Here is a 15,650-nt window from a genome sequence, read left to right as displayed (position 1 = left end):
AGGTATGGACTACGAGTAATTTCGGGATGCGTAAGTAGTACTCGAATACTTGGCGAGTAATCGGCCCCCTCTACGTAGCTGTACTCACATGTCCTGGACCTGTGGGGCGGTCCAAACCAAGTAGTCGGCAGTCCAGGTCAAGTGTGCCTGCCGCCAAGCGGGCGGGCGGGGCAACGCGGGCGCCCGCGCACGGGTCCAGCTAGCTCCTTGCAATGCCCGGAAGCTGCTCGCGGCCCTTGACGTTGAGCTTCGCGTAACTCCGATACAGGTGGCCTTCGACGGTGCGCACGGATACCTGGAGTTCGGTGGCGATCTGGCGGTCGCTGAGGCCGCGGACGGCCCGTGCCACGATTTCGCGTTCACGGCGGGTCAGGATCCCGAGGGCATCCTCGCTCTTGGCCGTCTCCTCGCCGGGGAGGTCGTCGGCCCGGTCCAGGCACCGTTTCCGCTGGGAGTTCGCCATGCGTTCCCTCAGCGTGTCTCCTGCGGCCCGGTAGGAGTGGGCCGCAGCGTCATAGGCAAGGGCGGCGAACCCCCAGAGCTCTGCGGCTTCACAGCTCTTCGCCGCTTCCATGTGGTCCGCGGCCTGGTCCGTGCTGATTGCACCGGCGTAGGCGCAAATCGCTGCCGCCCGCCGGCCTTCCAGCTCCGGCCCCAGTTCCAGCAGCCGGGGCGCCGATTCCACGTCCCCCAGGGCGAGGCTGAACGCAAGCGCGTCGAGTTCAAGGCCCGCCGTGTTCGTTGCGGGATCGGGCCGGCCCAGCGCCCTGAGTGCCGCTATGGCGCCGGGGTAGTTTCCAAGGCGCGCCTTGCCGTAGATGATGGCCATCCTGGACAGGGCGCGCGTGTAACGCGAAACGGCCGGTGGCGAGGATTCGTAGTCAGCCAGAAACAGCGTCGCCTTCTCCTGGGCCCCGACTTCAGCGGCGGCTGCGAAAGCCATCGACGCTGTCAGGGCAAAGAGTTGCTGGGGGTCAGCCAATCGCAGCGCTTCCACGGCGGCGCTTAGCGTATTCAAGGCCTGGGTCGCCTTTCCCTGGTACAGCAGGATGATGCCGTGGGCGGCGTGGACTCCCCCGCCGAACGAGATCAGGCTGGGCCCGGACCCTGCGACGAATCCTGCCAGGAGGGTCTCTGCCGACTTCCAGTCGCCTGCGTGGATCGCGACGGCGGCGGAGCGGACCACCAGGAAATCGGTAAGGAAGTAGAGTTCGTCGAGTTCGGCGAGGTCGCCGCCTGATGCGTCCAGGGCCTCGGTCATGGCAGTGAAAGCGGTCAGCGGCTTTCCCTGGACGAGGAGCCGTTCCGCTTCCAGGGACAGGCGGAACGCCGCCTCGAGGTTGTTGGCCGGAGGACGCGGCGCAGCGGCCCCATCCGCCGCAGGTCCGTCCTCCTGGTATTCGCCGGCCAGCGCGAGGACCATGGTCTCCATGGTCCGCCAGCGCTCCCGCGTGGCTGCAAGGATCCGTTCGGCATCTTCCGGGTTGTCCTTGGCCAGCCGCTCGCCGGCTCGCTGTATCACTTGGGCGCGTTCCATGATGTCCGCCGGTGTGTGGCCCAGGGCGGAAAGCACCGCGGCCCACAGCAGGGTCCCCGTCAGCAGGCTGGAGACGCTGCTGCCGTGGCCGAGATCGGCCTCAAGGATGTCCCGGGCCGCTGAATAGTCGGAAGTGTTGAAGTGGGTCCGCGCCATGACCGCCCTGGCGGCAATCTGGAGTTCGGGATCCTTGACCAGACGTGCGGCCTTCCGGGCCAGCTCGTCTTCGAACAGCCGGCTGGCCAGGACGGCTGCGCTCAACAGCTGGCGGTCCTCGAGCTCCACGCCGCATTCAATTGACCAGCTCACGTGCCGGAGCAGACCTTCGGCGGAGGCCGGTTCGCTGTCCATGAGCCGCAGGAGGCTCTGCCGGAGCTGGAGGCTCCTCGCGGGCGAAATCAAGTTCCGGATCGTGTCCCCGTAGACCGTGTGCCACAACCGCAGCTCAGGAGGGTCGGAGGCCGAGACGCGGATCAATTCGTTGTCCAGCAGGGACGTCACCACCTGTGCCCCCACGACGGCCTCGATCAGCTCCCTCGAGACCGGTTCGGCCAGGGCAACGAGATTCAGGGCCTGCCGTTCTTCAGGTGGGCGCCGGAGCAGCTGCCGCCGCACAACATCTGTCAGCCGGTCCCCATGGCTGTTGAGCGGCCGGGTGAAGAGCCAGACTCCGTTGCGCCGCAGGAGCGTCCCGTCGTTCCGCGCGTCGTCGAGGAGCCCGTGGAGCAGCAAGGGGTTGCCGCCGGAGACTTCCCAGAGGATCTCTGCGACATGAGGCAGGATCTGGGACCCGAGCTCCTGCTCCAGCAGATCCGTGGTCTGGACCAGGGTCAGCGGCCTCAGGTCATGTCGTTCGGCGATACCTTCGAACCATAGCTGCAGCAGCGGCTCCGGCAGCCCGGGACGGGCGGCCGCGGCCACGATCAGTTTCGCCCAGCCAGCCGCAGCGAGTTCAGCCAGAATTCCCGCCGTCGCTTCGTCGAGATCGTGAGCGTCGTCGACAATCAGCAGTAGGGGCCTCTGGGTCGATCGTTTCTCATTTTCCAAATGGGACCACAAGGTCCTCAAAACCGCGAGCTGCGACGTCGCTTCCTGTACCGGCAGTCCAACGATGAAGGGACCGAGTACCCCATACGGCACGCTGGTCAGGGAGGGGCTGCCGTGGATACGGACCGGGGTGATCTCCGAGCCGAGTTCTCCCACGACCGCGTCAATGAGCGTCGACTTGCCGATGCCGCTGTCTCCGAGCAGGAAGACGGCCACGAAGGTGCTGCCCTCGATGGCGGCCACGGCCGATTGCAGATCCTCCGACCGCCCGGTCAAGGCTGGAGACGCAGCACTGCGGGGCTCTGCCGCGGGGGGCCTAGATGAGTCCAAGCAGATCACTTCGCGACGAAACTCCAAGCTTTGTGAACACTTGGTACAAATGGCCCTCCACGGTTCTCACTGAAATGCCCACTTCCAGGGCAATGTCCTTGTTGGAGACCCCGTTTCCGGCAAGCGTTGCTATTTGCCGCTCACGTTCGGTCAGCAGCGGGCCCTTGTTCCGAGGCATGATCGGCAGTGCCGGAACAGATTCGGACAGGCTCTCCAACATGCTGTAGGCGACGTTGGCGCTGGCGGTCAATCCGGCGCTCTTAGCGAAGTCGAAGGCCAGCGCGGCGCATCGTGCCTGGACGGCGTCGAGTTCCAGGGCGATGGATTGCTCGGCAGCCTCGAGCATGATCGAGGCGTCTTTCTTCCTGCTGCCGATGGCAATTGTCCGGGAAAGTTCTGAGAGCGGGCCCTGCCGGAGCGCCGCGATCTCCTCCATGAAGTGGAAGTCCTTGGCGGTTCCGTTGACGGTGGCCCCGAGCATGCAGATACCTGCCAGCGTGTAGCGGCCGTTCCTGAAATGTTCCTCCGCTGAGCGCACCAGCCGGTCCTTCGCCTCGGGATCGCCCAGCCACCGCGATGCCATGTCCATGCAGAATTCCGTGGAGCTGCTGATCGCAAAGCGGGCCGGACCGTCTGCCGACCGGGCCCGGTCGAGGTAGATCGTGGCCTGCATCGAGTTGCCGGTCTGGGCGTACGCGAAGGCAGTCGCGGCGTAGGCCTGCCGCAGCGACTGCAGGCTCGACCTGACTTCCAGTTGCGCTATCGCGGCGAGCAGCGGATCAAGCGCCATGTAACCGCGGCCGGCATAGACGTAGGCGAGTCCGACCGCAAGGTCCGTCGCGGCACTCCCCGAATGCAGTCCGTGGCCGGCCCGGCCACTGGCGTCTTTAAGCATGTCGATGCTCTGGCGCCAGAGTCCGGACAAGAGCAGCACGTTGAAGGACCGCCACGCGAAGTTCTCGCGGATTCGAGGAACGTTGGACCAGTCGCCCATCTGTCCGCCGATTTCCCGCATGAGGTTGCGGGCCTCCAGCTCCTTGCCCATCACGGACAACGCTTCCATCAGGATGATCGACGTCCTGAGCCGGTGCACCGGGTCAGCACCCGGAACCTGGGTTGTGGCCGCTGCGGTCAGCCGCTCCATCATGGGCCGGAAATCTCCGACGAAGGACAGGTAGTTGAATTCGCAGAGGTCCAGGCACAGTGTTGCCCGCGAGAGTTCGTCCTGGCCCGGGACCGGGTCGTCCAAGCTCAGTTCCTGGAGCCGGACCCGTGCCTCCCGGATGAGCTCGGGGACCTTTCCGGACCGGTCTTCCAGCCAGGCCATGCAGTCGGCTTTCGCCGCAACGAAGTCAGCAAAGCTCTCGGCGGGGAGCGCATTGACCTGCGGCTCGGAGACGTCGTCCAAGGCCGCCATGGCCTGCACGGGCAGGCCCAGTTGCAGGTACGCGGCCGATTTTTGCAGTTGCCCCGCGGCCCATTCCCGGTCCCCCGGGCTCAGGCTGCTGGCACATTTGAGGGCGAATTTCGGGTCAAAGAGCCTGACCGCGGCGCTGGCGGCCGCGAGTGCATGCGCCGGCGCGAGCTGGGCGTGGCAATCGTGGGTCCAGGCTGCGTAGGCGAGCAGGTCCTCAACCGTGAGCTCGCCAAGTTCATGCTGCTGGTGTCCCGGGACTTTGTCCCTCAACTCGAGCCGGCGCTCCACGCTGAGCCAGTTCCGGACAATGTCTCCGAGGTAGCGGTCGCCCAGCGTCACGAGGTGCCGGTCCGTCCGGTCGATGACGATCTGGCCCGCATCCTCCATGTCGGCGATGATTCCCGGGCCGTACATCCTCGCGAGCCGGGACAGCGGAAGGGTCCTCGCGCAGGAAAGGACGTCGATGACTTCCCGCGCGATCGGCGACTCGCGCGCATAGCGGGCCCTGACGATGTCTTCCAGTGCCGTGCGGCCGTCCAGCACCACTTCATCGAGCAGGGTCCAGACGGAGCCGGACAACACGAGGTTGCCCCGTTCGATTTGCTCCGAGACGACGGCCTGCAGCAGGGTGGGGCTGCCGCCGACCAGCTGGTGCATCTGGCTGGCCAGTGCGGTCGAGACCCGGTGGCCGAGCGCTGACTGCAGCACTTCGAGGGTCTCGACCTCGGTCAGGTTCGCCAGTCGGACCTCGGCGAGCTGTCCGGAGGTGATGAGCCAGTAGAAGTCGGGAGGAAGGTCCGTGGTGCGCTGGGCCGTAGCGATCAGCCGGGCGGTCCGGGTCTGGAGCAGGTTCAGCAGGACACCGGTACTTAATTCGTCCAGGGACCCGGCGTTGTCCAGCAGGATGACGCATTCGCGTCCGGCGGCGTCGTCACGGATCAGGGAGGTGATGCCGTGCAGGATCGCGGTTGGTGATCCAAGGGAGCTTTGCGGGAGGCGGGCGAGGGTGAAGGCCAGGCAGCCGTACGGGGTAGCGGAGCCGGGCCCTGCGCTACGGAGCTGGAGAGTGTAGACATCCGGGCCGAATCCGGCTAGGGCTGTCCGTCCGACGAGGGTCTTGCCTACACCGCGGTCCCCGGTGATGACGACGCCCATGCGGTCGGGCTCAAGCAGTTCCTTGCGAACCCGTTCGGCGTCGGCGTTGCGCGCCAGACCGGACCACCTGTGCCTGTTGACCGGACCGGCGGCAAACTCTTCTTCGGCGGGTGCCAATGTAGTGGAAACATTCCCCCAGCCCAGCGAATCCCTCGACATGTAGTTTCCTTCGTACTGCTTGCGGTCAGCAACCCCCGACTGTCCGCATAGAAGTAGCCTATCTCTATCCCCCGACATGAGAGTAGACAGATCATAGCTGTATTCGCAGATCCTTGGAAAGGAATCCCGTCATGCGCGCCGGGCCGTGACGCTGGGGGCGCCGCGGCCGCTGGCCAAGGGCCGCCGGCCAGGCTCGGCCGGCGCCGTTACGGGGCCTTCGACGGGTGGAATTGTTGCTGCGCGGCGAGCAGTCCGTCCTTGACCAGCGCTTCCACGGCGTCAGCTGCTGAGTCGATGAGGAACGGCAGTTCTTTCTTCTCCGGGGCGGAAAAGTCCCTCAGGACGAAGTCCGCGGTGTCCATCCGTCCGGGCGGGCGGCCGACGCCGACCCGTACGCGCAAGTAGTCTTTGGTGGCCAGGGATTTCGAGATGTCCCGCAGGCCGTTGTGGCCGCCTTCGCCGCCGCCGACCTTGAGCTTCACGGTGTCAAAAGGGATGTCGATCTCGTCATGGACAGTGATGACATGTCCGGGATCGATGTCGTAGAACTGGGCCAGGGCAGAGACCGGCCCGCCGGAGACGTTCATGTAGCACAGCGGCTTGGCGAGCACGATCCGTGGGCCGCCGATGCCGAGGCGGCCTTCCAGGACCTGCGCCCGCGATTTGTGGGACTTGAAGCTGCCTCCCACGCGGGCGGCGAGTTCGTCCAGGACCATCTGTCCGACGTTGTGCCGGTTGTGGCTGTACTCGGGTCCCGGGTTGCCTAGGCCTACGATCAGCCAGGTGTCAGTCATGGATCAATCCTTCTGTGGGCCGGCCCGGGTGACGACGGCCGGCTCCGGACGGTTCGTAAGGCAGAACAGACGACGGCGGCCGGGCCCCAGAGGGACCCGGCCACCGGTGATTTCGCCGGAATTACTCGGCTGCGACCGAGGAGCCTTCCGTGGTGTCGGCCGAGGCCTCTTCCTCGGAGACTTCGGTGGCTTCGGAGATGTGAACGACGAGGGACTCGGCGTCGGCCAGCAGGACGGATCCCTTCGGCAGCACCAGGTCCGAGGCGTGGATGTGCTCGCCGGCGGTGCGGCCCTCGATGCTGACCTCAATGGCGGTCGGCAGGTGGGTTGCCTCGGCCTCGAGGGAGACGACGGTCATTTCCTGGTTGTACACGTTGCCCGGAGCCAGTTCGCCCGTCAGGTGCACGGGAACGTCCACGGTGACCTTCTCGCCCGTACGGACGGTCAGGAGGTCGAGGTGCTCGATGATCTGCTTGATCGGGTCGCGCTGGATGTCCTTGACGAGGGCGAGGTGCTGTTCGCCGTTGATGTCCAGGGTCAGCAGGGCGTTGGCGACACGGACGGCCAGCGTGGTGGACTTCGCCGGCAGGGTGATGTGGATCGGCTCGGCGCCGTGGCCGTAGATCACTGCGGGGATGAGGCCAGCCATGCGGGCGCGGCGGGCAAAGCCCTTGCCGAATTCGGTGCGGACTTCTGCTGCGAGCTTCTGCTCAGACATGTGTATCTCCTAAGGGACTAACGGTGATCAGCAAGGGCGGAGGTCTGTTTGCGACCTTCAACGCCGGGCGGCCGTGCGGCTGCCCTTCCGAAGGGAGATTCAGACCCAGTCGATTACGGAGACCAGCACTCCGGCTCACCGATTAATTTCCCATTAATACGGATTACCGGCGCTCTCCCTCGCCAAGGTTTCGCTACAAGGCTACCAGCGTGGAACTGGTTTCACGAAAACGGGCCGGGCCTGCGGTTCATCCGCGGGCCCGGCCCGTTCGCCAGGCGCCGGGACTGCCTAAGCCTGGCCGTCGAACAGGCTGGTGACGGAGCCGTCGTCGAACACCTCGCGGATGGCACGGGCGATGAGCGGCGCGATGGACAGCACGGTGAGTTGCGGGAAGTACTTGTCCGCGGTGATCGGCAGCGTGTTGGTGACGACGACCTCGCGGGCTCCGGACTCGGACAGCCGGCGGGCCGCCGGATCGGAGAACACAGCGTGGGTCGCGGCGATGATGACGTCCTTGGCGCCGGCGTTCTTGAGCACCTGGACCGCGCCGGAAATCGTTCCGCCGGTGTCGATCATGTCATCGATCAGCACGCAGGTGCGGCCTTCGATCTGCCCGACGACGGTCTTGGAGACGGCCTGGTTGGGGACGGTGAGGTCGCGGCTCTTGTGCACGAACGCCAGCGGCGCGCCGCCGAGGCGCTCGGCCCACTGCTCGGCGACCCGGACGCGGCCGGTGTCCGGGGAGACGACGGTGATCTTGTCCGACCCGACCCGGGTGCGGATGTAATCGGCGAGGAGCGGGATGGCCATGAGGTGGTCCACCGGGCCGTCGAAGAAGCCCTGGATCTGCGAGGTGTGCAGGTCAACGCTCATGATGCGGTCGGCGCCGGCCGTTTTGTACAGATCGGCGACGAGGCGTGCGGAGATCGGCTCGCGGCCGCGGCCTTTCTTGTCCTGCCGGGCGTAGGGGTAGAACGGCGAGACCACCGTGATGCGCTTGGCGGAGGCCCGCTTGAGCGAATCGATCATGATCAGCTGTTCCATGAGCCAGTTGTTCAGCGGGGCCGGGTGCGCCTGGATGACGAAGGCATCGGTGCCGCGGACGCTCTCGCCGGCGCGGACGTAGATCTCGCCGTTGGCGAAGTCATAGGCGTCCAGGGGCAGCAGTTCGGTTCCGAGTTCCTTGGCGATCTCCTTCGCCAGTTCGGGGTGTGCGCGCCCGGCGGCAAGCACCAGCTTCTTCTCGCCGTGTGCCGTAATTTCGCTCATGATTGCTAGCCCTCTTCTGTCGGTGCCGGAGTAGTGGAGGATGTTGGGGCGCCTGCGGCCTCGGCCAGGTTGGCGGAGAGCGTGCCCGGGCGGTTCGCCAGGACCCAGCCTTCCGCGTTCCGCTGCTTGGCCAGGGACAGGGCCAGGGCGCCTGCCGGGACGTCGTGGCGGATCACTGCGCCGGCACCGCTGTACGCGCCGTCGCCCACCTGGACGGGCGCGACGAAAACGGTGTTGGAGCCGGTGCGCACGCCGGAGCCGATGACCGTCCGGTGCTTCTTCTCGCCGTCGTAGTTGGCCGTGATATTGCCGCAGCCGATGTTCGTGTCCTCGCCGATTTCCGCGTCTCCTGCGTAGCCGAGGTGGGAGAGCTTGGAACCGCGGCCGATCGTGACGTTCTTGGTCTCGTAGAAGGCGCCGATCTTGCCGGTCTCACCCAGGACGGTGCCGGGACGCAGGTACGTGAAGGGACCGACGCTGGACTTCGCGCCGATCGTGGAGCCGGAACCGTGGGTACGGGTCACCGTGGCGCCCTCACCCACGTGGACGTCGGTCAGGGTCGTATCCGGACCGACGACGGCGTCGCGCGCCACTGTGGTGGCGCCGTGCAGCTGGGTGTTGGGCAGGACCCGGACGTCCTCGCCGAGCGTCACCGTGGAATCGATCCAGGTGCTCGCCGGATCCACGACCGTCACGCCGGCACGCATCCAGGCCTCCACCGTGCGGCGGTTGTGTTCGGCACCGAGGGCCGACAACTGGACGCGGTCGTTGGCGCCTTCGACCTGCCAGCGGTCTTCCGTGACGACGGCGGCGACGCGTCCCCCGGCCGCGCGGGCCAGGCCCAGGACATCGGTGAGGTATTTCTCGCCCTGGGCGTTGTCGGTGGTGACGTGGGCCAGCGAGTCGCGCAGCACGGCGGCGTCGAAGGCGTAGATGCCGGAGTTGACCTCGCGGATCCCGCGTTCCGCGTCCGTGGCATCCTTGTGTTCACGGATGCCGGTGACTGTGCCGTCCGCGGCCCGGAGGATCCGGCCGTAGCCGGTGGCGTCGTCCAGGACTGCCGTGAGGACGGTGACGGCGTTGCCCTCGGCCTCGTGGGTGGCGACCAGCTCGGCGAGAAGCTGGCCGGTGAGCAGGGGGACGTCGCCGTAGGTGACGACAACCGTTCCGCTCAGCCGCGCTTCGGGGTGGAGCGAGTCGAGGGCGTCGAGGGCGGCCTCGACGGCGCGTCCGGTGCCGGGCACCTCGTCCTGGTCGACGATCAGGGCACCGGGGTCGACCGCGGCGATGTGGGCGGCGACGAGGTCACGCTCGTGCCGGACGACGAGAGCGAGCTCGCGCGGGTGAATGGTGCGGGCCGCCAAGAGGGCGTGGCCGACGAGGGACCGGCCGCCGATCTCATGGAGGATCTTGGGGGTACGGGATTTCATCCGGGTACCGGCACCTGCAGCTAGGACGATGACGGCGGCTGGGCCGGTGTTCTCGGGGCTCACGTACGGGCTCTCCTTGCTCAGTGGCTTAGCTCATGCCTCTGCTGGGTGGTTCTGGTTCGCCCCGCGGCCGGGGTCCTGGTGCACCTCGGTTGCCGGTTCCGCGCGGCCATGTCCGGACCGGGAATCCGGTCACGGCGTCAGATTCATCCTACGTGACTCCTGCAGGAATCCGCCCGCCGGGGCGTCCTCACGCCACATCCCACGACGGTTCCGCCCATAGGACTCGAACCTATACTCCACGGCTCCAAAGGCCGGGGTGCTGCCATTACACCAGAGCGGACAGTGCCGGGCCTTGAGCCTGTGGCACGAGAACCAATTCTGCCACGAAGATTGAACGTCGTGCGACCCAGCGCGCGCAGCCGAGGCGGCACGCCGTTAGGGCATGATGGACCTGTGAGCAAGAGTGCAGGCGCATCCGACGGGGCGGACGGCCCGAGCGGCAGGCCAGGGCAGGCCCCCGGCTACATACCCAGGCCCCGGATGACGGGCCAGCAGCGCCGCACCCAGTTGATCGGAATCGGCCGCGGGCTATTCGCCGTGCGCGGCCTCGACGGCACCACCATCGAGGAAATCGCCGCATCCGCGGGCGTCTCCAAACCCGTGATCTACGAGCACTTCGGGTCCAAGGAGGGGCTGTACACGCAGGTGGTCGAGTACGAATTCCGGATCCTGCTCACCTCCGTCAACGACGCCCTGGCCGAGGACGCCAAGCCCCGCGTCCTGGTGGAGCGGGCAACCCTTGCCCTGCTGACGTACATCGAGGACCGTACCGACGGCTTCCGCATCCTCATGCGCGACGCGCCGCCGTCGCAGCCTGAAGGGGCGTTCTCTACACTGCTCTCCCATGTGACGGCACGCGTGGAGCACATCCTGGAGGACGAGCTTGCCCGGCGGGGCTTCAGCACTGCCGACGGCGCCATGTACGCCCAGATGCTGGTCGGGATGGTCGCCATGACCGGCCAGTGGTGGCAGGACAGCCGCCAGCCGGACAAGCGCGAAGTTGCTGCGCACCTGGTCAACCTGGCCTGGAACGGCCTGACGGGGCTGCAGAAGGAACCCGGGCTCCGCAGCCAGGAGTGAGTCCCGGGGCTGTCCGCTGCTCGCTTGCCGCCGCGGGACATGCCCTCCCCTCCCCGGCAGCGAAGCCCCCGGAGCGCTCCGCGGGACATGCCCTCCCCCGGCCTCCACCAAAGAGCATGTCCTGAAGGTTCAGCGCTCCGCGGGACATGCCCACCCCTGGCCCCGAGGAATGGACATGGCGCCAATATGTCCATCCCCGGCCTGCACCAAAGAGCATGTCCTGAAGATTCAGGGCACACCGGGGAGCATGTCCATCCCTGGCCTCAACCCAGAGACATGCCCAACCCTCCCCGGCAGCGAAGCCCCCGGAGCGCTCCGCGGGACATGCCCTCCCCCGGCCTCCAGGACTGGACATAACACCAACATGCCCATCCCCGGCCTCCACCAAAGAGCATGTCCTGAAGGTTCTGGGCACAAAGGGGAGCATGTCCATCCCTCGCCTTCACCGCGGGACATGCCCAGAGGGTTTCAGTTAACCCAGGGCTTGTCCCGAGGGTTTAGCCAGAGGGTTTCAGTTAACCCAGGGCTTGTCCTGAGGGTTTAGCCAGAGGGTTTTCGTGAGCCGGGGACATGTCCAGCCGTGCCGCAGCACATTGACCATGTCCCCACGGGGCGCCAGCCATCATGTCCCAAGGCCCACCGGGACACCAGCGGACTACTCCCCCAGGACTTCGAGGGCCTGAAGCCATTCGAGTTCCAGGGCCTCGCGTTCGCTGGCGAGGCCCTGAAGCTTGCTGTTAAGTCCGGCGAGCTCATCGAATTTGCTGGCATCCCCGGCACCGGCCGTCATCTGGGCGTGGATCTTGTCCTCCTGCTGCTTGAGCTTGCCCAGCTGGCGGTCGATCCGGTTCTTGGCCTTGCGGGCGTCGCGCTTCTCGGCCTCCGAAGGGCCGGCGACGGCGGGGGCGGAACCGGCACTGGAGGAGGTGACCGGGTTGCCGCCGCCGGTGATGGTGGAGCCCGCCATCGTGGCTTCCCGCAGCTCCAGGTACTGGTCCACGCCGCGCGGCAGGGCACGGATCTTGCCGTCGCCGAGCAGCGCCATCTGGTGGTCCGTGACGCGTTCGAGCAGGTAGCGGTCGTGGCTGACGACCACCAGCGTCCCGGGCCAGCCGTCCAGGACGTCCTCGACGGCTGCCAGGGTGTCGGTGTCGAGGTCATTGGTCGGTTCGTCCAGCATGAGCACGTTGGGCTCGCCGACGAGCAGGCGCAGGAGCTGGAGGCGGCGCCGTTCGCCACCGGAGAGGTCCCTGACCGGGGTCCACTGCTTCTCGTTCGTGAAGCCAAGCTGCTCCACGAGTTGTCCGGCCGTGAATTCCTTGCCGCCCACATTGAAGGAACGCTTCTCACGCTCGATCACTTCGATCACGCGCAGGTCCGAGACGTCGTCGAGTTCCTTGACCTCCTGGGACAGCACGGCGGTGACAACCGTCTTGCCGCGCTTGACCTTGCCCGAGGTGGGCTCGATCTCGCCGTTGAGGAGCTTCAGCAGGGTGGTCTTGCCGGCGCCGTTGACGCCCACGAGACCCAGCCGCTCACCCGGGGCGAGCCGCAGGGTGATGTTGTCGAAGAGTTTCTGGCCGGGTTCGCCGCCGAGGAAGTCGAGGGAGACGTTCTCCAGGTCCAGCACGTCTTTGCCGAGCCGGGCCGTGGCCATCTTGCTCAGCGCCGTCGAGTCGCGCGGCTCGGGGACGTCGGCGATCAGGGCGTTGGCCGCCTCGATCCGGAACTTCGGCTTGGCGGTGCGGGCCGGGGCGCCGCGCCGGAGCCAGGCAAGCTCCTTCTTCACGAGCTGCTGGCGCTTGCTTTCCACCACGGAAGCGGAGCGGTCACGTTCGGCGCGGGCCAGCACATAGGCGGCGTAGCCGCCGTCGAACGGGTCCATGATGCCGTCGTGGATTTCCCAGGTCTTGGTGCAGACTTCGTCGAGGAACCAGCGGTCGTGGGTGACGACGAGGAAGGCGCCCTGGTTGGCCCGCCAGCGGGTCTTCAGGTGCCGGGACAGCCACGCGACGCCTTCGACGTCGAGGTGGTTGGTCGGCTCGTCGAGCATGATGACGTCGTGGTCCTCGATCAGCAGCTTCGCCAGCGCCACCCGGCGCTTCTGCCCGCCGGAGAGAGCGTGGACGTTGGCGTGCCAGTCGACGTCGGACACGAGTCCGCCCATGACTTCACGGATCTGGGGATTGCGGGCCCATTCGTAGTCCGCCTGGTCCCCGACGATGGCGGCGCCTACGGTGAGGTCGCCGTCGAGCACGTCGCTCTGATCCAGGTAGCCGATGTTGACCTCGCTGCGCTTGGTCACCCGGCCGGAGTCCGGGGTGGAGCGCATGGCCAGCAGCCGCATGAGGGTCGATTTGCCGTCGCCGTTGCGGCCCACCATGCCGATCCGGTCGCCCTCTTCCAGGCCGAGGGTGATGCCGTCGAGGACGGTGCGGGTTGCATACGAGACCGTGAGGTTCTCGCCGCCGAGCAGGTGTGCCACTGGGAACTGCTTTCTTAGGTGTATCGGTGAGGTGGATCAGTGCTGTGTTGGGATGAAATGTTGCGTCGGGGAGCGCAGAAGCTCCTAAAGGAGCGTATCGGAGATGATGCGTGCACCGTGCACCGGGCCGTGGACGGCCAGGGCGTCAAGGCCGTGGTGGCGGAGGTCCTCGGCCAGGCCTGCGGCCGCGGCCGGGCTGTGCGCGAGGAAGGCTACGGTGGGTCCCGAGCCGGAGACGATTCCTGCGATGGCGCCGCAGGCTTCGCCGAGTCCGAGGGTGTCCCGCAGTCCGGGGGCCAGCTCGATGGAGGCGCGCTGGAGGTCGTTGACCAGGACCCGGCTCAAGGCGTCGGCGTCCCCGCTGCGCAGCGCCGTGAGGACTCCGGGGTCCACGGCAGTGGGTTCATCGATCGCCACGCCTTCGGCGGCGCGCAGCCGGTCCAGGGTCCGGAAGACCTCGGGGGTGGGCAGACCGAAGTCGGCCGTGACGAGGACCCAGTCGGTCTGGGCCTTCACGAGGGCCGGCGAGAGGTCATCGCCCACGCCCAGTCCGACGGCGGTGCCCCCGAGGAGCGAGAACGGGACGTCCGCGCCGAGTTCGGCGGCCAGATGTGCCAGCTCGTCGCGGGAGAGTCCGCTGTTCCACAGCGCGTCACAGGCCAGCAGTGTGGCGGCGGCGTCGGCGGAACCGCCGCCCATGCCGCCGGCGACGGGTACCCGCTTGGTGATTTCGAGGTGGACGCCCGTGGAATGCTCCGAGACGTCGGTCATGATGGCTGCGGCCTTGTGCGCCAGGTTGCGTTCGTCGAGGGGAATGTCCACGTCGTCCAGGTCCAGCGTGCTGGCCGGGCTGATGCTGACGGTAATCTTCCCGGTGTCCGTGCTGGTGGCGGCGACTTCTTCGTAGAGGGAAACGGCCAGATAGACACTTGCCACAGAGTGGTATCCGTCCGCACGCAGCGGTCCGACGTCCAGTGAGACGTTTACCTTGCCGGGAGCCTTGACCCGAACAGTCCTCGCGGCAAAGCGCCCTCTCACTGCGTTCATGGCTCCACGCTATGGCATCGCGGGCTCCGCCTCCAAGCATGCGACGGAAGCACCGTGCCTTTCGGCCACCCGGCACGGTGCCCTTCGGCCGCCGGCGGCGTGCCCGGCGGCGCTCCGGAGAGGCACCGGAGAGGCGCCGGAGCGGCTCCCAGGAGACGTGCTCAGGCCTCGGGCAGGGCGTGTGCTTCGGCGATCCTGGCGAATGCCGCAATGTCGATTACTTCGCCGCGCGCGGCGGGGTCGACGCCGGCGGCCCGGAGGCACCGTTCGGCTTCGGCAGCGCTGCCGGCCCAGCCGGCCAGCGCAGCGCGCAGCGTCTTGCGGCGCTGCGCGAAAGCGGCATCGATGACGGCGAAGACCTGTTCCCGGGTGGCCGTGGTGACGGGTGGTTCGCGGCGCGTGAACGCGACGAGGCCGGAGTGGATCTTCGGCGCAGGCCAGAAGACGTTCATGCCGATCACGCCGGCCTTGCGCATGCTGCTGTACCAGGCGGCCTTGACTGAGGGCACACCGTAGGTCTTGGACCCGGGCCCTGCGGCGAGCCTGTCGGCAACCTCGTCCTGGACCATCACCAGCCCGTGGCGGAGGCTCGGGAAATGCTGCAAGAGATGCAGAACCACCGGAACGGCGACGTTGTACGGCAGATTCGCCACGAGGGCGGTCGGTTCGACCGGAAGCTGCGTTACCTTCATGGCGTCGGCCAGCACGAGGTGGAAGTTCCCGACGGCGCCGGCCCGCCATTCGCTGACCGTGTCCGGGAGCCGTGCGGCCAGGACCGGATCGATTTCGACGGCGACGACGGTCCGTGCGGCGTCCAGCAGGCCCAGGGTGAGCGATCCCAGCCCGGGCCCGACCTCGAGAACTGTTTCATCGGGATGGATGTCCGCGGCGGCAACGATCCGCCGGATCGTGTTTCCGTCAATGACGAAGTTCTGGCCCAGGGTCTTGGTGGGGCGGACTCCGATTTCCTCGGCCAGCCGGCGGATGTCGGAGGCTCCCATGAGTGATGCGGGCGCGTTTCCGGGGGCGGAGGGGGTCGGTTCAGTCACCTAGGTATCCTATCCCGTCCGGGCATGGCAGAGGCCGGGTCCGGAGATCCGGACCCGGCCTGTGCCGGGC

Annotated in this window: 10 protein-coding genes and 1 tRNA gene; 1 reads left to right on the top strand and 10 read right to left on the bottom strand. The window is 67.0% G+C overall.

What is annotated here, in order from left to right:
• Nucleotides 1-199 precede the first annotated feature (199 nt).
• The 7 genes from AC1DES_RS06830 to AC1DES_RS06800 form a co-directional block, all read right to left on the bottom strand.
• Nucleotides 200-2,923, bottom strand: coding sequence for a LuxR C-terminal-related transcriptional regulator (locus AC1DES_RS06830; protein WP_476894928.1), 2,724 nt, complete (start codon nt 2,921-2,923; stop codon nt 200-202).
• Nucleotides 2,901-5,645: a helix-turn-helix transcriptional regulator gene (locus AC1DES_RS06825; RefSeq protein WP_476894927.1), complete on the bottom strand. Its 2,745-nt coding sequence runs from the start codon at nt 5,643-5,645 to the stop codon at nt 2,901-2,903. The genes AC1DES_RS06830 and AC1DES_RS06825 overlap by 23 nt, the downstream gene beginning before the upstream one ends.
• A 206-nt stretch (nt 5,646-5,851) precedes the next feature.
• Nucleotides 5,852-6,439, bottom strand: coding sequence for an aminoacyl-tRNA hydrolase (gene pth, locus AC1DES_RS06820; RefSeq protein ID WP_476894926.1), 588 nt, complete (start codon nt 6,437-6,439; stop codon nt 5,852-5,854).
• Between the two features lie 121 nt (nt 6,440-6,560).
• Nucleotides 6,561-7,157: a 50S ribosomal protein L25/general stress protein Ctc gene (locus AC1DES_RS06815; protein ID WP_476894925.1), complete on the bottom strand. Its 597-nt coding sequence runs from the start codon at nt 7,155-7,157 to the stop codon at nt 6,561-6,563.
• Between the two features lie 288 nt (nt 7,158-7,445).
• Complete coding sequence (locus AC1DES_RS06810) at nt 7,446-8,426, bottom strand: ribose-phosphate diphosphokinase (RefSeq protein ID WP_476894924.1); 981 nt, start codon at nt 8,424-8,426, stop codon at nt 7,446-7,448.
• Between the two features lie 5 nt (nt 8,427-8,431).
• Nucleotides 8,432-9,919, bottom strand: a complete 1,488-nt coding sequence (gene glmU, locus AC1DES_RS06805) for a bifunctional UDP-N-acetylglucosamine diphosphorylase/glucosamine-1-phosphate N-acetyltransferase GlmU (RefSeq protein WP_476894923.1) — start codon at nt 9,917-9,919, stop codon at nt 8,432-8,434.
• 208 nt (nt 9,920-10,127) lie between these two features.
• Nucleotides 10,128-10,199 (bottom strand) — tRNA-Gln (locus AC1DES_RS06800).
• 200 nt (nt 10,200-10,399) lie between these two features.
• Here AC1DES_RS06800 and AC1DES_RS06795 point away from each other — a divergent pair.
• Complete coding sequence (locus AC1DES_RS06795; RefSeq protein ID WP_476895002.1) at nt 10,400-10,999, top strand: TetR/AcrR family transcriptional regulator; 600 nt, start codon at nt 10,400-10,402, stop codon at nt 10,997-10,999.
• Between the two features lie 655 nt (nt 11,000-11,654).
• On the opposite strand, the gene AC1DES_RS06790 is transcribed toward AC1DES_RS06795, so the two are convergent.
• From AC1DES_RS06790 to rsmA, 3 genes are all read right to left on the bottom strand, one after another.
• Nucleotides 11,655-13,484, bottom strand: coding sequence for an ABC-F family ATP-binding cassette domain-containing protein (locus AC1DES_RS06790; protein WP_476894922.1), 1,830 nt, complete (start codon nt 13,482-13,484; stop codon nt 11,655-11,657).
• 84 nt (nt 13,485-13,568) lie between these two features.
• Nucleotides 13,569-14,531 carry a 4-(cytidine 5'-diphospho)-2-C-methyl-D-erythritol kinase gene (locus AC1DES_RS06785; RefSeq protein ID WP_476894921.1) on the bottom strand — a complete coding sequence of 321 codons (963 nt, stop codon included), beginning with the start codon at nt 14,529-14,531 and terminating at the stop codon, nt 13,569-13,571.
• 161 nt (nt 14,532-14,692) lie between these two features.
• Nucleotides 14,693-15,580, bottom strand: coding sequence for a 16S rRNA (adenine(1518)-N(6)/adenine(1519)-N(6))-dimethyltransferase RsmA (rsmA, locus tag AC1DES_RS06780; RefSeq protein WP_476894920.1), 888 nt, complete (start codon nt 15,578-15,580; stop codon nt 14,693-14,695).
• Nucleotides 15,581-15,650: the final 70 nt, after the last annotated feature.

The sequence above is a fragment of the Arthrobacter sp. 05T442 genome, from assembly GCF_056395945.1.
Note: the sequence above shows the minus strand (reverse complement) of the source record. Positions and strands in the feature narration are given on the sequence as shown.